29 protein-coding genes are annotated in these 24811 nt (G+C 75.5%); 19 read left to right on the top strand and 10 right to left on the bottom strand.

Annotated features, from left to right (window positions below; translation table 11 throughout):
• Positions 1-39 precede the first annotated feature (39 nt).
• Complete coding sequence (locus ABEB06_RS28765) at positions 40-948, top strand: ABC transporter ATP-binding protein (RefSeq protein ID WP_345699804.1); 909 nt, start codon at positions 40-42, stop codon at positions 946-948.
• Positions 945-1685: a hypothetical protein gene (locus ABEB06_RS28760; protein ID WP_345699803.1), complete on the top strand. Its 741-nt coding sequence runs from the start codon at positions 945-947 to the stop codon at positions 1683-1685. The genes ABEB06_RS28765 and ABEB06_RS28760 overlap by 4 nt, the downstream gene beginning before the upstream one ends.
• 7 nt (positions 1686-1692) lie before the next feature.
• On the opposite strand, the gene ABEB06_RS28755 is transcribed toward ABEB06_RS28760, so the two are convergent.
• Complete coding sequence (locus tag ABEB06_RS28755) at positions 1693-2403, bottom strand: aminoacyl-tRNA hydrolase (RefSeq protein WP_345699802.1); 711 nt, start codon at positions 2401-2403, stop codon at positions 1693-1695.
• A gap of 54 nt (positions 2404-2457) precedes the next feature.
• Entirely contained in the window at positions 2458-3378 is a 921-nt protein-coding gene (locus ABEB06_RS28750) for a hypothetical protein (protein ID WP_345699801.1), read from the bottom strand.
• 134 nt (positions 3379-3512) lie between these two features.
• Here ABEB06_RS28750 and ABEB06_RS28745 point away from each other — a divergent pair, with 134 nt between their 5' ends.
• The 4 genes from ABEB06_RS28745 to ABEB06_RS28730 all read left to right on the top strand — a co-directional run bounded on the left by ABEB06_RS28745 (position 3513) and on the right by ABEB06_RS28730 (position 6424).
• Positions 3513-3884 carry a YbjQ family protein gene (locus tag ABEB06_RS28745; RefSeq protein WP_345699800.1) on the top strand — a complete coding sequence of 124 codons (372 nt, stop codon included), beginning with the start codon at positions 3513-3515 and terminating at the stop codon, positions 3882-3884.
• Positions 3885-4035: 151 nt separating this feature from the next.
• Positions 4036-4896 carry an ATP-grasp domain-containing protein gene (locus ABEB06_RS28740; RefSeq protein WP_345699799.1) on the top strand — a complete coding sequence of 287 codons (861 nt, stop codon included), beginning with the start codon at positions 4036-4038 and terminating at the stop codon, positions 4894-4896.
• A gap of 92 nt (positions 4897-4988) precedes the next feature.
• Entirely contained in the window at positions 4989-6086 is a 1098-nt protein-coding gene (locus ABEB06_RS28735) for an FAD-dependent oxidoreductase (protein ID WP_345699798.1), read from the top strand.
• Positions 6083-6424 (top strand): hypothetical protein, encoded by a 342-nt coding sequence (locus ABEB06_RS28730; protein ID WP_345699797.1) that lies wholly within the window; start codon positions 6083-6085, stop codon positions 6422-6424. The genes ABEB06_RS28735 and ABEB06_RS28730 overlap by 4 nt, the downstream gene beginning before the upstream one ends.
• A 6-nt stretch (positions 6425-6430) precedes the next feature.
• On the opposite strand, the gene paaE is transcribed toward ABEB06_RS28730, so the two are convergent.
• The 6 genes from paaE to ABEB06_RS28700 all read right to left on the bottom strand — a co-directional run bounded on the left by paaE (position 6431) and on the right by ABEB06_RS28700 (position 11933).
• Positions 6431-7522 carry a 1,2-phenylacetyl-CoA epoxidase subunit PaaE gene (paaE, locus tag ABEB06_RS28725; RefSeq protein WP_345699796.1) on the bottom strand — a complete coding sequence of 364 codons (1092 nt, stop codon included), beginning with the start codon at positions 7520-7522 and terminating at the stop codon, positions 6431-6433.
• Positions 7522-8031 carry a 1,2-phenylacetyl-CoA epoxidase subunit PaaD gene (gene paaD / locus ABEB06_RS28720; protein ID WP_345699795.1) on the bottom strand — a complete coding sequence of 170 codons (510 nt, stop codon included), beginning with the start codon at positions 8029-8031 and terminating at the stop codon, positions 7522-7524. Before paaD ends, paaE begins: the two co-directional genes overlap by 1 nt.
• The gene (gene paaC / locus ABEB06_RS28715) at positions 8025-8906 is read right to left on the bottom strand and encodes a 1,2-phenylacetyl-CoA epoxidase subunit PaaC (protein ID WP_345699794.1); all 882 of its coding nucleotides are present in this window, start codon (positions 8904-8906) and stop codon (positions 8025-8027) included. Before paaC ends, paaD begins: the two co-directional genes overlap by 7 nt.
• A gap of 16 nt (positions 8907-8922) precedes the next feature.
• A complete protein-coding gene (paaB, locus tag ABEB06_RS28710) occupies positions 8923-9216 on the bottom strand; it encodes a 1,2-phenylacetyl-CoA epoxidase subunit PaaB (RefSeq protein WP_345699793.1) in 294 nt (97 codons plus the stop codon).
• Entirely contained in the window at positions 9213-10157 is a 945-nt protein-coding gene (gene paaA, locus ABEB06_RS28705) for a 1,2-phenylacetyl-CoA epoxidase subunit PaaA (RefSeq protein ID WP_345699792.1), read from the bottom strand. The genes paaB and paaA overlap by 4 nt, the downstream gene beginning before the upstream one ends.
• A gap of 123 nt (positions 10158-10280) precedes the next feature.
• Positions 10281-11933 (bottom strand): M20 family metallopeptidase, encoded by a 1653-nt coding sequence (locus tag ABEB06_RS28700; protein WP_345699791.1) that lies wholly within the window; start codon positions 11931-11933, stop codon positions 10281-10283.
• Positions 11934-12613: 680 nt separating this feature from the next.
• Between ABEB06_RS28700 and ABEB06_RS28695 the strand changes: the two genes are divergently transcribed.
• Both ABEB06_RS28695 and ABEB06_RS28690 read left to right on the top strand, forming a co-directional pair.
• Entirely contained in the window at positions 12614-13549 is a 936-nt protein-coding gene (locus ABEB06_RS28695; protein WP_425559809.1) for an aldo/keto reductase, read from the top strand.
• Positions 13550-13585: 36 nt separating this feature from the next.
• Positions 13586-14173 carry a TetR/AcrR family transcriptional regulator gene (locus ABEB06_RS28690; protein ID WP_345699789.1) on the top strand — a complete coding sequence of 196 codons (588 nt, stop codon included), beginning with the start codon at positions 13586-13588 and terminating at the stop codon, positions 14171-14173.
• A 264-nt stretch (positions 14174-14437) separates the two neighbouring features.
• Here the strand turns inward: ABEB06_RS28690 and ABEB06_RS28685 are convergent, their stop codons facing one another.
• Positions 14438-14704 (bottom strand): GlsB/YeaQ/YmgE family stress response membrane protein, encoded by a 267-nt coding sequence (locus ABEB06_RS28685; protein ID WP_345699788.1) that lies wholly within the window; start codon positions 14702-14704, stop codon positions 14438-14440.
• A gap of 211 nt (positions 14705-14915) precedes the next feature.
• Here ABEB06_RS28685 and ABEB06_RS28680 point away from each other — a divergent pair, with 211 nt between their 5' ends.
• The 5 genes from ABEB06_RS28680 to ABEB06_RS28660 all read left to right on the top strand — a co-directional run bounded on the left by ABEB06_RS28680 (position 14916) and on the right by ABEB06_RS28660 (position 19081).
• Positions 14916-15749 carry an SAM-dependent methyltransferase gene (locus ABEB06_RS28680; RefSeq protein WP_425559708.1) on the top strand — a complete coding sequence of 278 codons (834 nt, stop codon included), beginning with the start codon at positions 14916-14918 and terminating at the stop codon, positions 15747-15749.
• 420 nt (positions 15750-16169) lie between these two features.
• Complete coding sequence (locus tag ABEB06_RS28675; RefSeq protein WP_345699787.1) at positions 16170-16871, top strand: response regulator transcription factor; 702 nt, start codon at positions 16170-16172, stop codon at positions 16869-16871.
• A complete protein-coding gene (locus tag ABEB06_RS28670) occupies positions 16868-18376 on the top strand; it encodes a sensor histidine kinase (protein WP_345699786.1) in 1509 nt (502 codons plus the stop codon). Before ABEB06_RS28675 ends, ABEB06_RS28670 begins: the two co-directional genes overlap by 4 nt.
• A gap of 106 nt (positions 18377-18482) precedes the next feature.
• Positions 18483-18881, top strand: coding sequence for a hypothetical protein (locus tag ABEB06_RS28665; protein WP_345699785.1), 399 nt, complete (start codon positions 18483-18485; stop codon positions 18879-18881).
• Positions 18878-19081 (top strand): hypothetical protein, encoded by a 204-nt coding sequence (locus ABEB06_RS28660; protein WP_345699784.1) that lies wholly within the window; start codon positions 18878-18880, stop codon positions 19079-19081. The genes ABEB06_RS28665 and ABEB06_RS28660 overlap by 4 nt, the downstream gene beginning before the upstream one ends.
• 58 nt (positions 19082-19139) lie before the next feature.
• Here the strand turns inward: ABEB06_RS28660 and ABEB06_RS28655 are convergent, their stop codons facing one another.
• Positions 19140-20012, bottom strand: a complete 873-nt coding sequence (locus ABEB06_RS28655; protein WP_345699783.1) for a sigma-70 family RNA polymerase sigma factor — start codon at positions 20010-20012, stop codon at positions 19140-19142.
• A gap of 330 nt (positions 20013-20342) precedes the next feature.
• Between ABEB06_RS28655 and ABEB06_RS28650 the strand changes: the two genes are divergently transcribed.
• From ABEB06_RS28650 to ABEB06_RS28625, 6 genes are read left to right on the top strand one after another with little or no spacing between them, the layout of a single operon-like run.
• On the top strand, positions 20343-20831 hold the full coding sequence (locus tag ABEB06_RS28650) for a cysteine dioxygenase (RefSeq protein ID WP_345699782.1): 489 nt from the start codon (positions 20343-20345) through the stop codon (positions 20829-20831).
• Complete coding sequence (locus ABEB06_RS28645; protein WP_425559707.1) at positions 20828-21247, top strand: rhodanese-like domain-containing protein; 420 nt, start codon at positions 20828-20830, stop codon at positions 21245-21247. Before ABEB06_RS28650 ends, ABEB06_RS28645 begins: the two co-directional genes overlap by 4 nt.
• 56 nt (positions 21248-21303) lie before the next feature.
• Entirely contained in the window at positions 21304-22419 is a 1116-nt protein-coding gene (locus ABEB06_RS28640; protein WP_345699780.1) for an ABC transporter ATP-binding protein, read from the top strand.
• The gene (locus tag ABEB06_RS28635; protein ID WP_345699779.1) at positions 22409-23071 is read left to right on the top strand and encodes an ABC transporter permease; all 663 of its coding nucleotides are present in this window, start codon (positions 22409-22411) and stop codon (positions 23069-23071) included. The genes ABEB06_RS28640 and ABEB06_RS28635 overlap by 11 nt, the downstream gene beginning before the upstream one ends.
• Positions 23068-23790 carry an ABC transporter permease gene (locus ABEB06_RS28630; RefSeq protein WP_345699778.1) on the top strand — a complete coding sequence of 241 codons (723 nt, stop codon included), beginning with the start codon at positions 23068-23070 and terminating at the stop codon, positions 23788-23790. The genes ABEB06_RS28635 and ABEB06_RS28630 overlap by 4 nt, the downstream gene beginning before the upstream one ends.
• Positions 23787-24698 carry an ABC transporter substrate-binding protein gene (locus ABEB06_RS28625; protein WP_345699777.1) on the top strand — a complete coding sequence of 304 codons (912 nt, stop codon included), beginning with the start codon at positions 23787-23789 and terminating at the stop codon, positions 24696-24698. The genes ABEB06_RS28630 and ABEB06_RS28625 overlap by 4 nt, the downstream gene beginning before the upstream one ends.
• Positions 24699-24811 lie beyond the last annotated feature (113 nt).

Raw genomic sequence — 24811 nt, 5'->3', positions numbered from 1 at the left:
TTGACTCGGAGCACCAACCGCAACCAGGGGAGGCAGCCCGTGATCGAGGTCCGCTCGCTCACCAAGACGTACGGCGGGGCCACCGTCGTCGACCGGCTCGACTTCCGGGTCGAACCCGGCCGGGTGACCGGCTTCCTCGGCCCGAACGGCGCCGGGAAGTCCACCACCCTGCGCCTGCTGCTCGGCCTGGACCGGCCGACCTCCGGCGAGGCCCTGATCGACGGCCGCCCGTACGCCGAACTCGCCGACCCGCTGCGCCGGGTGGGCGCCCTGCTGGACGCCGACGCGGTGCACGGCGGCCGCACCGCCCGCGGCCACCTGCGCTGGCTCGCCGCGAGCAACGGCCTCTCCGCCCGCCGGGTCGACGAGGTCCTCGCCCAGGTCGGCCTCGCCGACGCCGCCGACCGGCGGATCCGCCGCTTCTCCCTCGGCATGCGCCAACGCCTCGGCCTCGCCGCCGCCCTGCTCGGCGACCCGGCCGCCCTGCTGCTCGACGAGCCGGTCAACGGCCTCGACCCCGAGGGCATCCGGTGGATCCGCACCCTGCTGCGCGGCCTCGCCGCCGAGGGCCGGGCCGTGCTCGTCTCCTCCCACCTGATGGGCGAGATGGCGCAGACCGCCGACCAGCTGGTGGTCATCGGCCGCGGCCGGCTGCTCGCCGACACCGGCACCGAGGACTTCCTGCACCGCCACGGCCGCCGCCGGGTCCGCGTCCGGGCGCTCCACCCGGCCGCCCTCGCCGAACTCCTGCGCGCCAACGGCCTCACCGCCGAACCCGTCACCGGCGGCGCCTACGACGTCGCCGGCACCGATCCCGAAGCGCTCGGCGCCCTCGCCGCCGCGCACCGGGTCACCCTCGTCGAACTCTCCGTCCGGCACGACTCCCTGGAGGACGCCTTCATGCGCATGACCGCGGACGCCGTCGAGTACCGGGCGGTGACGGCATGACCGCCACCACCCACCCGCTGCGCGCCGAATGGGTCAAGGTCACCACCCTGCGCCCGCTCTGGACCACCCCGCTGCTCGCCGCCGTCCTCAGCGTCGGCATCACCACCGCCGTCCAGCTCGCCTACGGCAAGGTCGACACCTCGCTCACCGAGGACCCGATGGTGGGCCTCTACTACGGCCTCAACTTCGGCCAGGTCGCGGTCGCCTGCCTCGGCATCCTGCTGATCGGCCAGGAGTACGCCACCGGCACCGTCCGCACCTCGCTCACCGCCGTCCCCGACCGCGCCCGGTTCTACCGCGGCAAGCTCCTGATCGGCGCCGGCCTCGGCCTCGCCGTCGGGCTCGCCACCGTCGCCGGCTCCGCCCTCGCCACCGCCGGCACCGTCGGACTCGACCTCGACCGCCCCGGCGCCGTCCGCGCCCTCGCCGCCGGTGTCCTCTACCACCCGCTGCTGGTGGTGCTCTGCCTCGGCCTCACCACCGTGCTGCGCAACCTCACCGCCGCGATGGGGCTGCTCACGCCGACCCTCTTCCTCGGCACCACCGTCCTCAGCGCCCTGCCGGGCCTGCGGGAGGTCGCCTGGATCCTCCCCGACCGCGCCGGGCTCCACGCCCTGCGCCTCGGCGAGAACCCCGACGTCCCGATCGGCCACACCACCGGCCTCCTGGTGATGCTCTGCTGGACCGCCCTCGCCGCCTACGGCGGACTACGGGTCCTCCGGCGCAAGGACGGCTAGGGCGCGGTCACCGGAGCGCCGGGTGGTCGGCGACGACCGTGCAGCTGCCGGGGGCGATCTCGGTGAAGCCCGCGTCGCGGACGAGCGGCAGCCCGCTCGCCGTCAGCTCCGCCCAGGCCTCGGCCGTCGCGGTGCGGACGGCGAGCGCGAAGCCGCTCTGCGCCCACTCCTTGCGCTGCGCCCCGTCCAGCCGCCACCAGGCGAGCTGCGCCGCGTGCCCGGTCTGCGCCATCGCCTTGCCGGCGCTCATCCCTACCTCCGGGTTGAGCCACAGCACCGGCGTCCCGTCCGGGACCGGGCCGGGCTCCACCGGGTCGTCCAGGTCGGTGCCGGACACCTGCAGCTTGGCGAGCTCCTTGGGCCACCCGTCGAGCGGCACCGGCGGGAACACCCGGACCTCCGCGCCCTCCCCGGCCACGGTGATGCCGGGCAGCTCGCCCGCCTTGCGCCACTCGCCGCCGCGGGCCCGCCGGACGACCTTCCGGATCCGGGCGTCCTCCCAGGCCTCGACCCGCTCGGCCCACTCGCCGCCGTCGTCGGTGACCCGGGGGTCCGCGAGCAGCCTCAGGACGGCCCGCGCCGAGGTCTCCAGCGCGTCGGTGCGGGCGGGCGGGTCGGTCCGCTCCAGCCGGACGACCAGCGGGAGCACGTACTGCTCCTTGGCGTCGCGCGAGTCGGGGGCGGGTGCGGCGGCCGGGTCATCGAACGGTGAACTCACCCCACCAGCATGCCAGCTCCGCCCCTCCCGGCCCCTCCCGCCCCTTCCGGTGGCTCAGCGCCGGTAGCCGCGCCCGGTGTCCCGCTCCTCCGCGTCCTCGTACGGCAGGAACCAGCCCTCGGGGTGGGTCGCGGCGAGCAGCGCCTCGGTCCGCTGGGCGGCACCGAGGTCGGGGTCGCCGTCGTCGGGGCCGAAGACGCCGAAGAGTTCGTCGGCGCAGCCGTCCCAGTCGTAGTCGTACAGGTCGGCCGGCAGGTCGCCCATCATGTCGGCGACGGACTCGGGCTGGGCGCCGAGCAGGGCGCGGGCGTCGCTGAGCGCGAGGCGCAGCGCGATCTCCTCGGCGAGGCAGCGGGGCAGCGGCCATTCGCCGAGGGCGAGGTCGTCGGCGAGGTCGTCGAAGGTGCGGGCGAGGGCGCGGCGCCAGCCCCGGTGGAGGTGCCAGGTGCGGGCGGGGAGCCGCCCGAAGACCGTCCAGTCGCCCTCGTCCTCGTCGGTGACGGGGTCGTCGCCGTGCTCTTCCAGGTCGTCGTAGGCGGCGTCGGCGAGGCCGATCAGCTGGGTGTGCAGCAGGCAGGCGGTGCGCGGGGTGAGGGTCCAGTCGCCGTTGTCGCCGTCCTCGCTCTCCAGCGGGAAGAGTTCCGCGAAGTCGGGGGCGAAGTCGTCGGTGACGCTGATCTCCAGGGTGCCGCCGAGCGCTTCGATGCCGGGGATGGCGGCGACCAGCCGGTCGGGGTGGAGGAGGGCCCCGAGTGCCGCGTTGGGGTCCTCGGAGACCTCGCGCAGGAGTTCCTCGCGCTGCCCGGCCGGGTCGATCCCGGCGAAGTCGAGGTTCTCGACGGCGGCGCGGGCGGCTGCGCGCAGCGCCGGCCAGTCGGTGATCCGGATGCCGAGCACCACGGTCGCCTCGATCTCCTGCGCACCGGAGTTCTCGGTGGCGCCCGGCCCCTGCGGATGATCGCTTCGCTCGCCCATGCGACAAGGTTTGCAGAACGCGGCACGGCGAGTCCACTGACCGGCGGACTGAGCTGTGGTCAGCCCGGGCGGCGTGCCGCCCGGACCGGCGCGTCGGGCGCTCCGAACCACCTGCCGTCCCGCAGGGTGGGGGGATGAGCAACATCGACGAGTACGGCGGCGGGCAGCGCCCGTCGGACACTGTCCTGGTGGTGACCACCAACGACGTGCCGGGTCACCGGGTCGACCGGGTGATCGGCGAGGTCTTCGGCCTGACCGTGCGCAGCCGGCACATCGGCTCGCAGATCGGCGCCGGTTTCAAGTCCCTGATGGGCGGTGAGCTCAAGGGCCTGACCAAGACCCTGGTCGAGAGCCGCAACCAGGCGATGGAGCGGCTGGTCGAGCAGACCCGGGCGCGCGGCGGCAACGCGGTCCTAATGATGCGGTTCGACGTGACGGAGGCGGCCGACCTGGGAACGGAGATCTGCGCCTACGGCACCGCCGCGGTGATCTCCCCGGTCGGCTGACCCCCGGCCTGCTGACCCGATCTGCCGGCCTCGGCCCCTCCCGACCCCGACCCCGCCCCCCTCCCGGCCTGCGGAAACCGGTTGACACGGGCGCGGGTCGGGAAGCAGGGTCGGCAGCTGGTGATCAAGTGACCAGCGTTCGGGAGAGTCCGTGACCAGCAGCACCCCGCCCGTGGCCTACGTGACCAGCGGGCTGATCGAGGATCCCGAGCTGTCGGCGGTCCTGGCCGCGTTCGAGCGGCTCGGGGTGCCGGCGGAGGCGGTCGACTGGCGGGACGGGTCGGTGGACTGGGGCCGGTTCGCGCTCGTGGTGGTGCGCAGCCCGTGGGACTACATCCTCGACCGGCCCGCGTTCCTGGCGTGGGCGGAGAAGGTCGCCGCGGTGACCCGGCTGGCCAACCCGGCGCCGGTACTGGAGCGCAACACCGACAAGACCTACCTGCGGACGCTCGCCGAGGCGGGCGTGCCGGTGGTGCCGACCGCCTGGGCGGCGCCCGGCGACGAGCTCGACGGGGAGGCCGGCGGAGGCTTCGCACCGTGGCCGGAGCTGGTGGTGAAGCCGACCGTCTCCTCGGGCGCCCGGGACACCGTGCGCACCACGGACCGCGCCGAGGCTCTCGCGCACGTCCGGACGCTGACCGCGGCGGGCCGCACCGCGATGGTGCAGCCGTACCTGCCGATGGTGGAGCGGGAGGGCGAGACCTCGCTGCTCTTCCTGGGCGGGCGGTTCAGCCACGCGATCCGGCGGCGGCCGATGCTGTCCGGCGAGGTCGGGTTCGAGGACGCGGTGCGCGAGCCGGACGCCGACCAGCTGGCGGTGGCCGAACGGGTGCTGGCCGCCGTGCCGGAGCGGGCGGAGCTGCTGTACGCCCGGGTGGACCTGGTGCGCACCGAGGACGGTTCACCGGTGCTGATCGAGCTGGAGCTGACCGAGCCGCGCCTGTTCCTCACCCACCTGCCGGACGGCCCGGAGCGGCTGGTCCGCGCCGTGCGGGCGGCCCTCGCGGGCTGACCCGGGCGGCTGCCCGGGAACAGCCGGCCCCGGCCCGATGTTTCACCATCGTGACTGTTTACGGTGCAACAGAAGGTTCCGCGCCCCGTCCGGTGGACGTGGTGGTGATCGGCGCCGGCCAGGCCGGCCTGTCGGCCGCGTACCACCTGCGACGGCGCGGCTTCGCGCCGTACACCGGCTTCGTGGTGCTGGACGCCGACGCGGCGCCCGGCGGCGCGTGGGCGCACCGCTCGCCGTCGCTGCGGATGGCGACCGTGCACGGCTTCCACGACCTGCCGGACTTCGAGCTGCCGCCGGCCGACCCGCAGGCGCCCGCCCGCGAGGTGGTGCCCGGGTACTTCGCGGCGTACGAGGCGAAGCACGCCCTGCCGGTGGTCCGGCCGGTCCGGGTCCGGGCGGTGCGGCCCCTGCCCGACGGGCGGCTGCTGGTGGACACCGACGCCGGACCGTGGACGGCCCGCGCCCTGGTCAACGCCACCGGGACGTGGAGCAGGCCCTTCCTGCCGCACTACCCGGGGCACTTCGCCGGGCGGCAGCTGCACTACGCCGACTACCGGGGGCCGGAGTCCTTCGCCGGACAGCGCGTGGTGGTGGTCGGCGGCGGGGCGTCGGCGATCCAGGTGCTCTCCGAACTCGGCGGCGTCGCCGAGACGGTGTGGGTCACCCGCAGCGAACCCGTCTTCCACGAGGGGCCGTTCACGCCCGAGTACGGGCGCGCGGTGGTCGCCGAGGTGGAGAAGCGGGTCAGGCAGGGGCTGCCGGTGCGCAGCGTGGTGAGCGTGACCGGGCTCGGTCCGAGCGTCGCGTACCGGCGCGCGGAGCAGCTCGGGGTGCTGCGGCGGCGGCCCGTGTTCGACCGGCTGACCGAGCACGGCGTCGCCTGGGGCGACCATGAGCTGCCGGTCGACGCGATCGTCTGGGCGACCGGCTTCCGCGCCGAGACCACCCACCTCGCCCCGCTCGGCCTGCGCGAGCCCGGCGGTGGCATCCGGGTGGACGGCACCCGCGCCACCGCCGACCCCCGCATCCACCTGGTCGGCTACGGCCCCTCCGCCTCCACCATCGGCGCCAACCGGGCCGGCCGCGCCGCCGTCAACGAGCTCGTCGAACTCCTCGGCGACCCGCGAACGGCCGCCGCCCCGGCCCACGCGGCCCCGGCCGGCATCCGACGACTGGGCTCGGCGCCATGATCGACGACTACCCGTTCGCCGACGGCCGGAACGTGCTCTGGGAGCTGGAGGGCCGGCGCGGCGAGGAGTTGCACAGCGAATCGACGCTCGACCGCGAGCAAGTCCTGCTGGTCCGGCACCTCTTCGACCGGGGCCCGGACGCGTGGCTGCTGGCCGGCGTGTACCCGCTGAGCGACACCGTCAAGGCGGCGTTCCGGCAGGCCCTCGCCGACGGCGGGTGGGAGATCGAGTTCGAGGACGGCATCGACTACCTGCTCGGCGGGCGCCAGGACCTGCCCGACGGCAGCACCTGGCGCCCCACCTCCGTCCCGGCCCCGGGCCCGATCCCCCCGCCGTAGGACGACCTAGCGGTCGTAGTCGACGGTGACCTTGTCGGTGAGGGGGCGGGCCTGGCAGGTGAGGACGTAGCCGGCGGCGAGTTCCTTCTCCTCCAGGGCGAAGTTGCGGCGCATCTCGACCTCGCCGTCGCAGACCAGGGCCCGGCAGGTGCCGCAGACGCCGCCCTTGCAGGCGAACGGCAGGTCGGGGCGGGAGCGCTGGGCGCCGTCCAGGATGGAGCGGTCGCGGGGCAGGCTGAGGGTGCTGGCCCGGCCGTCGAGGACGACGGTGACCTCGCTGGCCTCGCCGTCGAGTTCGGCCTCGACCCTCCCCCAGCCTCCGGCCGGGGGGACCCCCATGGCGACCGGCTCGTCCTCGGCGTGGAAGAGTTCCTGGTGCACCCGCTCGGCGGGAACGCCCAGTTCGGCGAGGACCTCGCGGGCGCCGGTGACCATGCCGTAGGGGCCGCAGAGCCAGTAGTGGTCGCTGCCGTCGACCCCGACGAGGTCGGTGAGCAGGGCCCCCAGCCGGTCCGGGTCGAGGCGGCCGCTGAGCAGTTCGGCGTCGCGGCTCTCCCGGGAGAGCACGTGGACGAGTTGGAACCGGTCGAGGTGGCGGTCCTTCAGGTCGGCGAGCTCGTCGGCGAACATCACGGTGTCGCTGCGCCGGTTGCCGTACAGCAGGGCGACCCGCGACGAGGGGTGGGCGTCGAGGACGGAGCCGGCGATGGAGAGCATCGGGGTGATGCCGGAGCCTGCGGCGATCAGCACGTGCGAGGCCGGAGTGTCCAGTGAGGGGCTGAACAGGCCGGAGGGCGGCAGGACTTCGATGCTCTCGCCGACCCGGGCGTCGCGCACCAGCCAGCGCGAGAACAACCCGCCGGGCACCTCGCGGACGGCGATCCGCAGCGGCCCGCCGACCGGCGAGCAGAGCGAGTACGAGCGGCGCTCGTCGGCGCCGTCGACGATCCGCCGCAGGGTGAGGGTCTGGCCGGGGAGGAAGGCGAAGTCCTCGGCGAGGGCGTCGGGGACGGCGAAGGTGACGGCGACGGCGTCCTCGCACAGCGGCTCCAGGGCCGCGATCCGCAGCTCGTGGAACGTCGGTCGGCGGACGGCCATCAGATCTCCTTGATCCGGTCGAAGGGTTCGCGGCAACTGCGGCAGCGCCAGAGCGACTTGCAGGCGGTGGAGCCGAAGCGGGACAGCTCCTCGGTGTCCTGGGAGCCGCACTGCGGGCAGGCCACCACCCGCCGGGTGGGCCCGAGTCGGAGCAGTCCGCCGGCGGCCGGCGGCGCGCCACCGGCGGTCGGCGGTGCGATGCCGGCCTCGGCGAGCTTGCGCCGGCCCTCGGCGCTGATCAGGTCGGTGGACCACGGCGGGTCGAGCCGCAGCCGGACCGCGACCTCGTGGTAGCCGGCGGCGCGCAGCCGGGCGTCGACGTCGGCGGCCATCTCGGCGACGGCCGGGCAGCCGGAGTAGGTGGGGGTGATCCAGGCGGTCACCGCGCCGTCCTGCTCGCTGACCTCGGCGAGGACGCCGAGGTCGGCGAGGGTGAGCATGGGCAGTTCGGGGTCGGGCACGGCGGCCGCGACCTCCCAGGCCCGGTTCCGGCTCAGCACGGTCACCACGTCGCCCCCGGGTGGGCCCGGGCCACCACCTGGAGTTCGGCGAGCATCGGGCCGAGCGCCTCGGTGTGCACGCCGTGCCGTCCGGCCCGGCCGTTGACGTAGGCGCGCGGCTGGGCCTCGGGCACGGTCAGGGTGGCCTCGGTGACGACGGCCCCGAGCGCGGCGAGCACCGGCTCGCGGAGCACGGACGGGTCGACGCCGAGCCGCAGTTCGACCTCGTGCGGGGTGAACAGCTCGTCCAGCCAGGGCCAGAGCGCGTCCAGCGCGTCCTGCATCCGCCGGTGCGAGTGCGCGGTGCCGTCGCCGAGCCGCAGCACCCAGGACTCGGCGTACTCGCGGTGGTACGCGAGCTCCTTGACGCCGCGCGCGGCGATCGCGGCGAGCACCCGGTCCGGGTGGTCGGCGAGCCGGAGGTAGAGCGCGTGCCGGGCGGTGGCGAAGAGCAGCAACCGGGCCACACACTCGGCGAAGTCGCCGTTCTCCAGCTCGACCAGCCGGACGTTGCGGAACTCGTGGTCCTCGCGCAGGTACGCCAGGTCGTCCTCGGTGCGGCCGCTGCCGTCCGCCTGGCCCGAACGGGTGAGCAGGTGGCGGGCCTGGCCGAGCAGGTCGAGGCCGAGGTTGGCGAGCGCCACCTCCTCCTCCAGCTCGGGGGCGCGGGTGACCCACTCGATCAGCCGCTGGGCGAGCACCAGGGCGTCGTCGCCGAGCATCCGGCAGTACGCGGCGAGGTCCTCGCCGTCCACACCCGCCGGCAGCGCGGTGTCGACGCCGAGCAGCGGGTCGGTGAACCCGGTGCCGTAGGCCCAGCGGGCCTCGCCCTCCGGCTCGGCGCCCGCCTCGGAGAGGGAGAGGTAGACGTGGTCGTCGGTCATCGTGTGGTCCCCGTCGTCAGATGTGCGGGACATCCTCGGGGATGTCGTAGAAGGTCGGGTGGCGGTACACCTTGTCGCCGCTGGGCGCGAAGAACGGGTCGCGCTCGTCGGGCGCGGAGGCGGTGATCGCGTCGGAGCGCACCACCCACAGGCTGACGCCCTCGTTGCGCCGGGTGTACAGGTCGCGGGCGTTCAGCAGCGCCATCCGGTCGTCGGCGGCGTGCAGCGAACCCACGTGGACGTGGTTCAGCCCGCGGCGCGGACGCACGAACACCTCGTACAGCGGCCAGCCGGCCTTGGACTCGCTCACTGCGCACTCCTCTTGCTCGCGTACGCCAGGGCCGCCTCGCGGACCCAGGCGCCGTCCTCGTGGGCGGCCCGGCGGCGCTCGACGCGCTGCACGTTGCACGGCCCGTTGCCCTTGATCACCTGCTTGAGCTCGGACCAGTCCGGCTCGCCGAAGTCCCAGCCGCCGCGCTCCTCGTTCCACGCCAGGGCCGGGTCCGGCAGGGTGACGCCCAGGTGCTGGGCCTGCGGCACGGTCATGTCGACGAAGCGCTGGCGCAGGTCGTCGTTGGTGTGGCGCTTGATCCGCCACGCCATGGAGCGCTCGGAGTTCGGCGAGTCGCCGTCCGGCGGGCCGAACATCATCAGCGACGGCCACCACCAGCGGTCCACCGCGTCCTGCACCATCGCGCGCTGCGCCTCGGTGCCGCGCATCAGCGTCATCAGCAGCTCGTAGCCCTGCCGCTGGTGGAAGGACTCCTCCTTGCAGATCCGCACCATCGCCCGGGCGTAGGGGCCGTAGCTGCAGCGGCAGAGCGGCACCTGGTTGCAGATCGCCGCGCCGTCCACCAGCCAGCCGATCACGCCGACGTCGGCGAAGGTCAGCGTCGGGTAGTTGAAGATCGAGGAGTACTTCTGCCGGCCGTCGATCAGCTTCTCGGTCAGCTCGGCGCGGTCGACGCCCAGCGTCTCGGCGGCCGCGTACAGGTACAGGCCGTGGCCCGCCTCGTCCTGCGCCTTGGCCAGCAGGATCGCCTTGCGGCGCAGCGAGGGCGCCCGGGTCAGCCAGTTGCCCTCCGGCTGCATGCCGATGATCTCCGAGTGGGCGTGCTGGGCGATCTGCCGCACCAGCGTCGCGCGGTACGCCTCCGGCATCCAGTCCCGCGGCTCGATCCGCTGGTCGGCGGCGACCACCGCCTCGAAGTGGCCCTCCAGGGCCCGCTCGCCCGGCTCCGTCGCCGTCACTGTCCACCCACCTCCCGACCGTCCGTTCGGTCGGTTCCATTGTGTAGCCGGAGGCCACTCCCTGACAAGGATCGGCGGCGAGTCGCCCGCCGGACGGGGTCGCACCGCCCGGCGGGCAGGCGGTCAGGTGCGGTCGCGCAGGCGCGGCAGCGGGACCGCGAGCAGCGCGGTGAGCAGGGCGACCCGGGGGGCGAGCTGGTCGATCCGGAGGTGTTCGTGGCGGGCGTGCGGGCCGGCCCCCACGGCGCCGAGGCCGTCCAGCGTGGGCAGGCCGCGGGCACCGGCCAGGTTGGTGTCGCCCGCGCCGCCGGCCGGGGCGCCGTCGAGCTGCTGGCCGAGGACCGCGGCGAGCGAGCGGACGTGCCGCAGCAGCGGGTTGCCGCTGCACTCGGGCCAGGCGGGGCGGCTGGAGAGCACCTCGGCGCGGACCTTGGCGCCGGGGCGCAGCGCGGTGAGGTGGGCGAGGGTGTCCAGGGTGCGGCGCTGGGCCTCGGCGGTGGCGAAGCGCCAGCCGAGCTCGGCCTCGGCGCGGCCGGCGATGACGTTGGCCCGGGTGCCGCCGGTGATCCGGCCGGTGTTGAGTTCGGCGCCGGGCTGGGCCAGGCCGCGGACGGCGACCAGCTGGTCGACCAGCTCGTCCACCGCGGAGACGCCGTGCGCGGCGTCGTTGCCGGCGTGCGCCTCGCGGCCGGTGACGGTCAGCCGGACCCGGGTGGAGCCGCGCCGGGCGGTCTTCAGCCGGCCGTCGGGGTGGCCGGGTTCGAGGCCGAGGACGGCGGCGGCGCCGGGGAGCTGGCGCTCGAAGACCCGGCGGCCGCTGGGGCTGCCGATCTCCTCGTCGGCGACCACGACCAGCCGCACCGGGCGGTGCGGGCGCCGGCCGAGGTCGGCGAGCAGCGCGAACGCGCCCTCCAGCAGGGCCAGCCCGCCCTTCATGTCGAGCACGCCGGGGCCGCTGAGCAGGCCGTCGCGCTCCTCGACCGGCCAGTCGGCGAGGGTGCCGACCGGCCACACGGTGTCGTGGTGGCCGACCACCAGCAGGTGTCCGAGGTCCTCGCGCTCGCCGGGCCATTCGAGCACCAGGTGGTCGCCGGCCGGGCCGGGCTCGCGGCGGGCGGTGGCGCCGGTGGCGGTGAAGCCGGCGGTGAGCTCCTCTGCGAGGGCGTCCAGCCGCCGGGCGTCGCCGGACGGGGACTCCATCCGGGCCAGTTCGGCGCAGCGGCGCCGGACCGCGCCGGCCAGGGTGCGGGCCCGGGCGGTGAGCGCCTGCGGCACGCCGGGCAGCGCGGCGGTCGCGGCCGACTCGGCCGGGGCGGCGGGAGCGGTGGGGGCGGCGGGGGCAGTCGGAGCGGCGGGAGCCTGGGCAGCGGGGCCGGCGGTCGGGGCGGTGCGGGTGGTCACGCTCGCCCGGGCGGTCGCGGTGGCCGCCTTGGCGTGCGCTGCGGCGGCGGTGGCCCTGGCACCGGACACGGGGGCGGCGGACTTCACCGCGGGCGCGGGAGCGGCGGACTTCACGCTCGGCGCGGCAGTGCCGGCCTTGACGGTGGGCGGCGCGGTGCCGGCCTTCGGCTTCGCGCCGGGCGCGGGAGCGGCGGTCCTCACGCTCGGGGCAGGGGCGGCCGGCGGGGCGGGGCGGGGCCCGGCGGCCGCGGTGGGATGGTCGCCCTCGGGCGAGGCGTCGGGGACGGCGCGTTGGCCCGCGGCGGTTCCGGCGGCGCCGGCGGCGCCGGTGGCGGCCGGTCCTGCGGAGGCGGGCGCGACGGTATGGGCACTCATCGCGCGCCCCCGGTGCGCCGTTCGAGCGGATGACGGGCGCCCGCGTGGCGGCGCGGTGTCGGGGTGGGCAACGCCGGGTGAAGCGACCTCGTGCTGGGCGACACTGCGTCCTCCTCGCTCGGTCCGGTGACCCCGGCTCGGCCCGGGGCCCGTGGACGTCGGCCGCGCGCGGTGCCGCCGGACACCGGTTGCGGGGGCCTGGAGGGGAGCCTAGAAGATTCGTTCGCTTCCCTGCGAGGTGGCCCGCCCACCGCGTGCCGTCGCCCGACCGGGGGGCGCACACCCGGCGGACGGTGTCGTCGGGGGCGCGCGCGGTGCCCGGGCCTGGCGCGTAGTGCGGGGCGCGCTCGGCCGATCACGCCCTGCTCCCACCATCGCGCGTCGCCCGTGGTTCGGCAGCACGGCGGCGCCCGCGCCCGGCCCGAGCACGCCGGATGAGTGACGTCGGATCAGCCTTTGGTACCAGTCCCGGACCCTCCACCTCCCCACGGCCGCGCCACCCCCGGGAATGACAGATATTGAAATCTGTCATCCGCCATGCCATGGTTGACGGTGTCAGCACTCCGACTCCACGGGAGCCCACTGTGACCAGCACCACTCCCCGCACCGCGTCCGGCACCACCGCGCGCACCACCCTCGGCACGGCCGGCCCGGAGACCTCGGCGCTCGGCCTCGGCCTGATGGGCATGTCCGACCTGTACGGCCCGGCCGACGAGGCGGAGTCGATCGCCACGGTGCACGCCGCGCTCGACGCCGGCGTCACCCTGCTCGACACCGGCGACTTCTACGGCATGGGCCACAACGAGCTGCTGCTGCACGAGGCGCTGCGCGGCCGCGACCGCGCCTCGGTCGAGATCAGCGTCAAGTACGGCGCCCTGCGCGGGCCGGACAACAGCTGGCTCGGCTTCGACGGCAGCCCGGCCCACACCAAGGCGTCCCTGGCGTACACCCTGCGTCGGCTGCGCACCGACTACGTCGACGTCTACCGCCCGGCCCGGCTCGACCCGTCGGTGCCGATCGAGGAGACCGTCGGCGCCGTCGCCGAGCTGGTGAAGGCGGGGTACGTGCGGCACATCGGCCTGTCCGAGGTGGGTGCCGAGACGCTGCGCCGGGCGGCCGCCGTGCACCCGATCAGCGACCTGCAGATCGAGTACTCGCTGCTCTCCCGCGGCCTGGAGGCCGAGGTCCTCCCCGCCGCCCGCGAGCTGGGCATCGGCATCACCGCGTACGGGGTGCTCTCCCGCGGCCTGCTCAGCGGCCACTGGCAGGCCGACCGGCCGCTCGCGGTGGGCGACTTCCGCGGCCACAGCCCGCGCTTCCAGGGCGACAACCTGGCGCACAACCTGCGGCTGGTGGAGGCGCTGCGCGCCGTGGCAGCGGCCAAGGGCGCGACCGTGGCCCAGGTGGCCATCGCCTGGGTCGCCTCCCGCGGGGCGGACATCGTGCCGCTGGTCGGCGCCCGCCGGCGCGAGCGCCTCGCGGAGGCACTGGGCGCCCGGGGGCTGGAGCTGTCGGCGGCCGACCTGGCGGCGATCGAGGCCGCGGTGCCGGACGGCGCGGCGGCGGGCGAGCGGTACGCTGCCGCACAGATGGCCCACCTGGACAGCGAGCGCTGACCAGCCCGTATCCACCCACCGGAGGACGTCCCCGCCGTGACCACGGACAGTACTCTCACGCCCGAGCAGATCCTGACCGCGGCCGAGGACGTCCTGCGTCGGTACGGCCCGGCCAAGGCCACCGTGGTCGACATCGCCCGCGCCCTGGGGGTCAGCCACGGCAGTGTCTACCGGCACTTCCCCAGCAAGGCGGCGCTGCGCGAGGCGGTCACCCAGCGCTGGCTGGACCAGGCGCACGCGGAGCTCTCGACGATCTCCGCCGGCTCGGGCCCGGCCGACGAGCGGCTGCACCGCTGGCTGGCGACGCTGTTCGCGGCCAAGAAGCGCAAGGCGCTGGAGGATCCGGAGCTGTTCGCCACCTACCAGGCCCTGGTCGGTGAGCTGAGCAGCACGGTGGAGGAGCACATCGAGACGCTGATCGCGCAGATCGCGGTGATCGTCCGGGACGGCGTCGACCGGGGCGAGTTCCGTCCGGCCGACGCGGAGTTCACGGCCCGCGCGGTGTTCCAGGCGACCGCGCACTTCCACGATCCGGTGCACGCGGCGGAGTGGAAGCACGACCGCGCCGACGCGGACTTCGAGGCGGTCTGGTCCCTGCTGCTGAACGGCCTGCGGGCGGGCTGACCCGTCCGGCCGATCCGTTCGCCCCGGGGCCCGGCGGGCCCGCCGGGGGCGAGGCCGGCTCGGGGCTGCGGATCGCCGCGCGGATGCCCGGGGGCACCGGTGTCCGGCACGCCGCGGTGGTGCCCGGCCGGGGCGGGCGAGCACCACCTGCGCGATCGCGCCCGGCGTGGTGGCCGCCCGGACGGGGCCGGAGGCAGGTCCCGGCGCCGCGGTCGGCGGCCTGCGAGCAGCTGCCCGCCCAGGTCGCCGACGCGGCCCGACGGGTCAGCTGCGCGAGTTGCCGAAGACGATCCGGTAGGCGATCAGGAGCACCAGGGAGCCGGCGATCGCCGAGATCCAGGTCGGCAGGTCGAAGAAGCTCGCGCTGATCGACCGGTGCAGCACCTTGGTCGCCAGCCAGCCGCCGACGAAGGAGCCGGCGATGCCGATCAGCGTGGTGACGATCAGGCCGCCCGGATCCCGGCCGGGCAGCAGGAACTTGGCGATGCCTCCGGCCAGCAGGCCGAGGATGATCCAGCTGATGACGCTCATGTAGGTGTCCTGCCCTCCGTCCGCGGGGGCGAATCCGCATCCGCCTCCTCCTGGAGGGACGCGGGGGCGGCGGCACCCGGTTCCGGCCGCCCGGAGGCCGCCCGAACGGTCGTCCGGCAGGGCGTTTCTGATCACCCGTCGACCCGTCGCCGCCGAGCGCATAGGCTGTCGCCCCGACCGCTGTGATCATGTTCGAGTGGAGGGATCCGCCGTGGGGCAGGACAGCACGCGAGAGCCGGGTGTGACGCCGTCGGCCGATCTGCGCCCGGAGATACCGCACCCGGCCCGGATGTACGACTACTACCTGGGCGGCAAGGACAACTTCCCGGCCGACCGGGAGGCCGCCGAGCGGGCCCTGGCCGCCAACCCGGAGTTCCGCTCGACCGCGCGCGCCAACCGGGCGTTCCTGCAGCGCGCGGTCCGGTTCACCGCGGGCCTGGGCATCGACCAGTTCCTCGACATCGGCACCGGCATCCCGACCGCCGGCAACACCCACGAGATCGCCCAGGACATCGACCCGCGGGCCCGGGTGGCGTACGTGGACAACGATCCGATCGTGCTCACCCACGCCCGCGCGCTGATGGCCGGAATGGGCCGGGGCCGCACCGAGGTGGTCCAGGCCGACCTGCGCGACCCGGCGGGCGTCCTGGCCGCCGCCGAGGTCCGCGAGCTGATCGACTTCTCCCGCCCGGTGGTGCTGGTGCTGGCCGCCGTGCTGCACTTCCTCACCGACGAGGACGAGCCCGCCGAGGTGGTCGGGACCCTGGTGGAGGCGCTGGCCCCGGGCAGCCACCTGGTGCTCTCGCACGGCACCGCGGACTTCATCCCGGCCGAGGTCCGGGACCGGGTGACCGGTGTCTACAGCAAGGCGACCGCCCCGCTGGTGGGCCGCAGCCGGGAGCAGGTCGGCGCGTTCCTCACCGGCAGCGGCCTCGACCTGCTGGACCCGGGCGTGGTGACCGTCCCGCTCTGGCGCCCCGACACCGAGCCGCCGGCCGGCGCCGACCGGGTCTCGATGTACGGCGCGGTCGCCCGCAAGCCCTGACCCCACCCGGCCGGCACCGGGCACCGGTCCGCGCGCGCCGTCCACCGCCGCGGCCAGGGCGGCCCGGGCCGGCCGTCGGCCTGCCGGGCGAGCAGCGCCACGAACCTCCGGAACGCGCCCCGGCAGGTGGCGTACCGCTCGTACGCCCGGTGGGACCACGCCCCCGGGCCGCCCCGCCCGGCGCCCGCGTGCTCCCGGACGGCGGTGGCGCACGCGAGGGCCTGGGGTGAAGACCTCTGACCGCATCGCCCCGACGCCATGGGTGCGCACCGGACACGGGAAGTCACGACCTGCCCCCAACGGGCCTTCTTCGCCTGGAAGTTCCCCCTCGTTGATGCGGGCACCCCCCGAGGCGGTCCCGACCGGCGGACACCCCGGGCCCCTGCCGGGCGCGCGGCGGGGCGTGAGAGGGTGCCGGGCATGAGCAACGGACGGGTCCTGGTGGTCGACGACGACGCCGCCATCCGGCGCGCGCTGGAGCGCGGGCTGCGGCTGGCCGGGTTCGGCGTGGCCCTCGCCGCGGACGGCGCCGCCGCGCTGGAGCAGTCGGCCGCCGGACCGCCGGACGTGCTGGTGCTGGACGTCTCGATGCCCGGCCTGTCCGGCACCGAGGTCTGCCGCACCCTGCGCGCCCGGGGCGACGACACCCCGGTGCTGATGCTCTCCGCGCTCGACGAGCTGGCCGACCGGGTGGCCGGCCTGCAGGCGGGCGCGGACGACTACCTGGTCAAGCCGTTCGCGCTGGAGGAGCTGGTGCTGCGGCTGCACGCGCTGCTGCGCCGCCGCCCGCCCGCGCCCTCCGACCGGCTGTGCGTCGGCCCGCTGACCGTCGAGCCGGAGACCCGCCGGGCCGCCTGGGCGGACCAGGAGCTGCAGTTGACCAGGCGCGAGTTCGAGCTGCTCACCCAGTTCGCCCGCAACCCGGGCATCGTGCTCTCCCGGGAGCTGCTGCTGGACCGGGTGTGGGGCTACGACTTCGAGGTCCGCACCGATGCGGTGGACACCTTCGTCAGCTACCTGCGGCGCAAGCTGGAGGCGGGCGGGCGGCCCCGGATCGTGCACACCGTGCGCGGCGTCGGCTTCGTGCTGCGGGCCCCGGCCGGGGGAGCGGAGCGGCGGTGAGGCTCGCCACCCGGCTCGCGCTCGGCGCCGCCGCCCTGGTCACCCTGCTGGTCCTGGCCGCCGGGCTGCTGCTGCTCCCGCTGGTCACCGCCGACCTGCGCAAGCAGCAGGACGCCCGGCTCAACGACCGCGCGGCCGCGGTACTGCCCGGGGTGAGGGCGCTGGTCGCCGCGGACGGCAAGGGCCGCCCCAAGGCCGAGCAGAACCAGCAGCGCAAGGTGGTGGACTCGGCGCTGGACGCCGGGGTCCGGGTGGTCGCCCAGGACGGCACGGTGCTGCTGTCCGTCGGCCCGCAGCCCGCCGACCCGCGCCGGCTGCCGCCCGCGCCGAGCAAGCCGGTCACCGTCCGCGAGCCGGACGCGGTCGCCTGGCGGGTGCTCGCCGTCCCGGTGGACGGCGGCACCGCGCACGCCACGCTGTGGGTGTCCGCGCCCGCCGACGCGCCGGAGGCCCAGGCCCGGACCGTCCGCCGCCGGGTCTTCCTGGTCGCCGCCCTGGCCGCGCCGCTGGCCGCCGTCCTCGCCTTCGTCCTCGCCGAGTTCGCCACCGCCCCGCTGCGCCGGCTCGGCCGCCGCGCCGCCGCCCTCGACCCGCAGGCCGGCGCGGCCGCCTTCGCCCCCGACCGCAGCGGCACCGCCGAGGTGGACGAGCTCGCCGACGCGATCGCCCTGCTGCTCTCCCGCTACGACGAGCAGGCCGCCCGCACCGCGCAGGCCCTGGACACCGCCCGCTCGTTCTCCTCCGCCGCCTCGCACGAGCTGCGCACCCCGCTGATGAGCCTGCGCACCAACCTGGACGTGCTGGCCGCCCACCCCGACCTGCCCGCCGGGGAACAGGCCGAGGTGGTCGGCGAGTTGCGCGCCGACCACACCCGGCTGCAGGACCTGCTGACCGCGCTCGCCGCGCTCGCCCGCGGCGACCTGGTGGAGGTCTCCGCGTTCGGCCCCGTCGACCTGGCCGACCTGCTGGACGCCGCCGTCGCGGAGGCCGCCCGCCGCCACCCGGAGACCGTGATCATCGCCGAGACCGACGCCGAGCCGCGGGTCTTCGGCTGGGAGCCGGGCCTGCGGATCCTGGTCGCCAACCTGCTCGGCAACGCGGCCGTGCACGGCCGCACCGCCGGGGCACCGGCCCGGATCACCGTCCGCCTCGGCACCGACGACGGCCGGGCGGTCCTCACCGTCGACGACACCGGCCCCGGCATCCCGGCGGAGCAGCGCGAGGCGGTCTTCCGCCGCTTCCACCGCCGCCCCGACAGCCCCGGCTCCGGCCTCGGCCTCACCCTGGTCGCCCAGCAGGCCGCCCTGCACCGCGGCACCGTCCGCGTCCTCCCACCGCCGGAAGCCGCACCGCGGGCCGTCCCGGCAGCTTCCCCGCACGCCGCACCGGACGCGGCACCGAGCGCCGCCCCGGGCTGCCGGATCGAGGTCCGCCTGCCGCTGCTGCACCCGGACACCCCGACCGTCCCGCTCCCCCGCCACCGCGACTGGATCAGCGGGAACTGACCCGGTCCGGCGCCGGGCCGGGGAGGTCACAGGGAATCCACAAGAAGCGTCCCTACTCTCCCCCGCAGACCGCGCGGACCCGCGCGGGTCCGGAAAGGGGAGACCCATGCTCGTGAACCGCACCGCCGCCGCACTCGGCGCCCTGGCCCTGGCCGGCTCGCTGCTCGCCGCCGCCGCGCCCGCGCAGGCGGCCGGCCCGAAGCCCGTCCCGACCGGGGACGGGGCGAAGGCGATCTGCAAGCGGCTGCCGAAGATCCAGGAGCGGGTCACCAAGGCCGTGGAGCGCCTCAACGGCGATGCCACGGTCGTCGGTTCGGTCGCCCGGCTGGAGAAGCGGGTGGCCAACGCCAAGACCGCCGGGCACGCCGAGGTCGAGACCTACCTGAACGACCGGCTGACCTTCCGCAAGAGCCTGCTGCCGACCCTGCAGACCCGGCAGAACGACCTGAAGGCGGTGGCCACGTGGTGCGCCTCGCACGGCGAGTCCGCCGGGGCGTCCAAGTGATCCGCCGCCGGACCGCCGCCGCCGTCGGCGTGCTGGCCCTGGCCGCGACCGCACTGCTCACCGCGTGCGGCCCGAACTCCGGTGCGGCGAACAGCAGTCCGAAGGACGACTCGGCCCAGGTGCAGCAGTACCAGCAGGCCGTGGACGCCGCCGAGAGCGCCGCGGCGCAGGCCGAGGGCGACGCGGCCGGGGACGAGTGAGCACCGCCCCGGGTCCGCCGCCCGTGGGGGGCGCGACGGACCCGGGGCGGCCGTGCCCTCAGAGCCGGGAGAGGTCCAGCCCGGCCAGCCGCTCCGGGTCGGCGATGATGTACATCTCGACGATCCGGCCGTCCCGGACGGTCAGGCCCATCACCGACTGCGCGGCGCCGCCGTCCGGCAGCGCCACCATCCCGGGCAGGCCGTTGACCAGCACCCGCCGGGAGACCTGCGCGGCCGCGCGGAACAGCACCGCCTGGCCGGCGACCTCGGCCGCGCCCCGGCGGATGATCGCGGACACCCCGGTGTCCACCCGCAGCACCACGTCCGGGTCGAGCAGCGCCACCAGCGCCTCGAAGTCCCCGCCGCGGGCGGCCACCAGGAACGCGTCGACCACCTCCGCCTGCCGGGCGAGGTCCGCGTCGGGGGTACCGGCGCCCTGCACCTTCCGCCGCGCCCGGCTGGCCAACTGCCGGGTCGCCGCAGGGGACTTGTCCACGATCTCGGCGATGTCCTCGAACGGCACGGCGAACATGTCGTGCAGCACGAACGCCAGCCGCTCGGCCGGCGGCAGCCGGTCCAGCACCACCAGCAGCGCCAGGCCCACCGAGTCGGCGAGCAGCGCCTGCTGCTCCGGGTCGACCCCGTCCGGGCCGCTGATCACCGGGTCCGGCAGGTGCGCCTCCCACTCCAGCGGGTCCTCCCGGCGGGAGGTGCGCGAGCGCAGCAGGTCCAGGCAGACCCGGCCGACCACGGTGGTCAGCCACGCCGCGAGGTTGCGCACCTCCGAGACGTCCGCGCGGTGCAGCCGGAACCACGCCTCCTGGACCGCGTCCTCCGCCTCGCCGAGCGAGCCGAGCATCCGGTAGGCCACCGCGCGCAGCCGGCCGCGGTGCTCCTCGAAGCGCGCGGCGAGCAGTTCATCCTGGTCCATCCCCCGACCCTCCCCGTACGTCCGGTCCCCGTCGACCCTAGATCACGTACGGCCGGCGGCGCCATCCGCGGCCCGCCGCGCCGTGGACGTCACTTGACGGGCGGGCGCCCGGTCGTGAACGATCGCCCCATGAAGCCCGGCACCCCCCTGGTCTGCCGCCTGCACGTCGATCTGCGACGCCAGGCGAGCGACATGTGTGCCCGCTGACGCTCTCCCCCCAGTCCCGTGCCGACCTCCGGGACCACTGAACCACCCCTTTCCGACCTGCCGTCCCCCGCCGTGCGCACCCCGTGCCGCGCGGCGCCCCGGCACACCCCGAGGACCTGACACATGCCTGTCGACCTGGCGTCCCCGCACGCCGTCAAGCCGCTCTCGCCCAACGCCCTGCGCGCGATCGTCCGGGATCTCGCCGAACGCCCCGAGGAGTGGATCCACCGGGTCCGCCTCGCCCACGCCGACCGCTGGTACGAACGGCTGGTCGCCGCCGACGACCACGAGGTGTGGCTGATCAGCTGGCTGCCCGGCCAGTCCACCGGCTTCCACGACCACGGCGGGGCCCGCGGCGCCTTCACCGTCGCCCTCGGCGAGCTGGAGGAGCTCGCCCTCGCCGGGCCCGACCACGGCCTGACGGTCCGTCGCCTGGCGTCCGGCGCGCACCGCGCGTTCGGCCCGCAGTACCTGCACGACGTCCGCAACACCTCCACCGGTCCGGCGGTCACCCTGCACGCGTACTCGCCGCCGCTCAGCACGATGTCCCGGTACGAGCTGCGGGCCGGCGGCCTGGTCCGCACCGCGGTGGAGGGACCGGAGCAGTGGTGAGCGTCGACGAACTGCTGGCCCGGGCCCGAGCGGGGGTCCGCCGGCCCGGCCCGCACGAGACCCGGCAGGCGGTCGCCGGCGGCGCGCTGCTGGTCGACATCCGCCCCGCCGCGCAGCGCGCCGAGGAGGGCGGCATCCCCGGCGCCCTGATCATCGAACGCAACGTCCTGGAATGGCGGTTGGAGCCCGGCGGGGCGTACCGGATCCCCGAGGCCACCGGCCCGGACCAGGCCGTGATCGTGGTCTGCTCGGAGGGCTACGCCTCCAGCTTCGCCGCGGCCACCCTGCGCGAACTCGGCCTGCACCGGGCCACCGACCTGGACGGCGGGTTCCGCGCCTGGGCGGCGGCCGGCCTCCCGACGACCCGTCCAGCACCCGGACACGCCGCCGAATTCCCTGACGGGGCGTCGACCTGACGCCATAATCAGACCAGTGTTCGAACCATCCGCGGCCACCCGCTAGGAACCCCTCCGTGATCACATTCGACGGCGCCGCCAAGCGCCACCCGGACGGCACCACCGCCGTCCGGGGCCTCGACCTCGACGTCCCCGCCGGGCAGATCACCGTGCTGGTCGGCCCGTCCGGCTGCGGCAAGACCACCATCCTGCGGATGGTCAACCGCATGGTGGAACCCACCGCCGGCCGGGTGCTGCTGGACGGCGCCGACGTCTCCGCCCTGCCGCCCGCACAGCTGCGCCGCGGCATCGGCTACGTGATCCAGCAGGCCGGGCTGTTCCCGCACCGGCGCGTCGTCGACAACGTCGCCACCGTGCCGCGCCTGCTCGGCTGGGACCGCCGGCGGGCCCGCGCCCGCGCCGCCGAGCTCCTCGAACTCGTCGGCCTCGAACCGGAACTCGGCCGCCGCTACCCCGCCCAGCTGTCCGGCGGACAGCAGCAGCGGGTCGGCGTGGCCCGGGCGCTCGCCGCGGACCCGCCCGTACTGCTGATGGACGAACCCTTCAGCGCCGTCGACCCGCTGGTCCGCACCGGGCTGCAGGAGGAACTGCTCCGCCTCCAGTCCGAGTTGCACAAGACCGTGCTCTTCGTCACCCACGACATCGAGGAAGCCGTCCGGCTCGGCGACCGGGTCGTGGTCCTGCGCAAGCACGGCGAGATCGCCCAACTCGCCGACCCGCACACCCTGCTGACCCGGCCCGCGGACGACGGCGTGGCCGCGTTCCTCGGCCGCGACCGCGGCCTGCGGGGCCTCGGCCTGCGGCCCGCCGACCACATCGAACTCCTTCCCGTCGGCCACCCCGCCCAGCACGACTGGGAGCTCGCCCTCGACCCCGACGGCCGTCCCCTCGGCTGGCGGGGCCCCACCGGCCTCCACCCCGCTCCCTCCTTCCACCCCGGCCGCGACACCCTGCGCACCGCCCTCGACGCCGCCGTCCTCTCCCCCACCGGCCTCGCCCTCGCCCTCACCCCCGACCACCGCCCCCTCGGCCTCGCCACCCGCACCGCCGTCGTCACCGCCCTCGACGCCGCCCCGCCACAGGCGGCCGCGCCCCGCACCGTCGAGGCCCGAGCCGCCCTGCCGGGCGCGGTCGCGCACGCCTCCCCGGACGGGGGCCCCCATGGACGGTGAGCCCCTGGTGCGGTGGCCGTGGATCGGGAGCCATCTGGCCTACCTCTCCTCCCTCACCGCCGACCACGCCGTGATCGCCCTCGTCCCGGTGGCCGTCGCGCTGGCGCTGGCCGTCCCGCTCGGCCTGGCGTGCACGCGGTTCCCGCGGCTCTACCAGCCGCTCGCCGCCGTCTTCAACGTCGTCTACGCGCTGCCGTCGCTGGCGGTCTTCGTGGTCCTGATCCCGTACACGGGCCTGGCCGAGATGGCCACCGTGATGATCCCGTTGACGTTCTACGCGGTCGCGGTGCTGCTGCCCACCACGGTGGACGGCCTGCGGACGGTGCCGGATCCGGTCCGGCAGGCGGCTACCGCGATGGGCTACGGGCCGTGGCACCGCCTGGCGGCCGTCGAACTGCCGGCCGCGCTGCCGTTCCTGGTGGCGGGTCTGCGGGTGGCAGCGGTGTCGAGCATCTCGCTCGCGGCCGTCGGCGCGCTGATCGGCCGGGGCGGCCTGGGCTACCTGTTCATCGACGGCTTCCAGCGGACGTTCCCGACGCCGATCGTCGCGGGCATCGTGCTGGTGGTGCTGCTCGCGCTGGCGGTGGACCTGCTGCTGGTGCTGGCGGGCCGGCTGCTCGCTCCGTGGGCGACGAGGGGCGGTGCCCGGTGAACTGGCTGGCCTGGATCAACGACTTCCTCGCCGACCCCGCGCACCACGCGGGCCCCGATTCGATCGCCGTCCGGGTCTCGGAGCATCTGGCGTTCACCGCCCAGGCCCTGTTCTGGGCGGCGCTGCCGGCCGTCCCGCTGGGGCTGCTGATCGGCTACACCGGCCGGGGCGTCGTCGCGGTGACGGCGCTGACCGGCATCGCCCGGGCGCTGCCGACGCTGGGCCTGGTGACGCTGGCGGTGCTGCTCGTGGGCGTCGGTGAGCTCTCGGTCCTGGTGCCGCTGGTGGCACTGGCCGCGCCGCCGCTGCTGGTGGCGGCCGCGGAGGGCGTCCGCTCCACCGACCCGGAGGTCCGGGACGCGGCGCGCGGCATCGGGCTGTCCCATCCGCAGACGCTGCTGCGGGTCTGCCTGCCGACCGCGCTGCCGACGCTGCTGGCGGGCCTGCGGACCGCGACCGTCCAGGTGATCGCGACGGCGACGATCGCCGCGTACGCGGGGCTCGGCGGTCTGGGCCGGTACGTGGTGGACGGCCTGGCCACCCGGAACTTCGCCACCACGCTCGGCGGCGCCCTGCTGGTCGTCCTGCTGGCGGTGGCCGCCCAACTGCTGTTCGCCGTGCTGATCCGCGCGGCGGAGCCGCCCGGCACCGGGGCCGCGCGCACCCCCACCGGCCGTACTGACCGTTCAACCCGCACTCACCACGAGGAACTGATATGACGACCCGTCTGGTACGTACGCTGACCGCGGCCGCCCTGGTCCTGGGCGCGGCGGCCTGCTCGTCCTCCGCCGGCGGCGACCCGCTGGCCGCGGGCGGCTCCGGCGCTCCCCGGTCCGGCGGTTCGACGGTGGTGGTCGGCTCGGCCAACTTCCCGGAGAACGTGCTGCTGGCGTCGGTCTACTCGCAGGCGCTGAAGGCCAAGGGCGTGAAGGTCGAGGAGAAGTTCAACATCGGCAGCCGCGAGGTGCTGTACGGGCAGCTGCAGAGCGGTGCGCTGACCGTGCTGCCGGAGTACAACGGCGCACTGCTGGGCTACCTGGACGCGAAGAGCACCGCGTCCGGCACCGAGCAGGTCAACGCCGCGCTGAAGGAGAAGCTGCCGTCGGCGCTCGGCATCCTGGACTCGGCGGCCGCCGAGGACAAGGACTCGCTGACCGTCAGCAAGGAGACCGCCGACCGGCTCGGGCTGAAGAGCGTCGCCGATCTGGCGGGCAAGTCGGGCGAGTTGGCGGTCGGCGGCCCGCCGGAGTTCAAGTCGCGGCGGGAGCAGCAGTTCAAGGACGTCTACGGGCTGACCTTCAAGGAGTGGAAGCCCACCGGCGACACCACGGCCAACGCGCTGAAGGACGGCGGGATCCAGGTGGGCAACGTGTTCACCACCGACCCGCGGATCGTCCAGTTCGGGCTGGTCCCGCTGGCCGACCCGAAGAACCTGTTCAGCGTCCAGAACGTCACCCCGCTGGTCAACAGGGCGGGGGTGGACGCCACCGCGAGCGCGGCGCTCAACGCGGTCTCGGCGAAGCTGGACACCGCCGGGCTGACCGCGCTGATGAAGCGGGTCTCGGTGGACAAGGAGGACCCCTCGGCGGTCGCCAAGGACTGGCTGAAGACCAACGGCCTCGGCTGACCGCCCCCTCCGGAGGCCCCGGCCGCCAGCAGCGGGCCGGGGCCTCCGGGCGGTCGTGCGGTCCGTCCGGCGACCTCCGGAAGGATGGTTGACGAACAGTCAGGACTCTTGAC

The organism is Kitasatospora terrestris, assembly GCF_039542905.1.
Classification (GTDB): domain Bacteria; phylum Actinomycetota; class Actinomycetes; order Streptomycetales; family Streptomycetaceae; genus Kitasatospora; species Kitasatospora terrestris.
The sequence above is the reverse complement of the archived record's forward strand: the minus strand, read 5'-3'. Positions and strand labels throughout refer to the sequence as shown.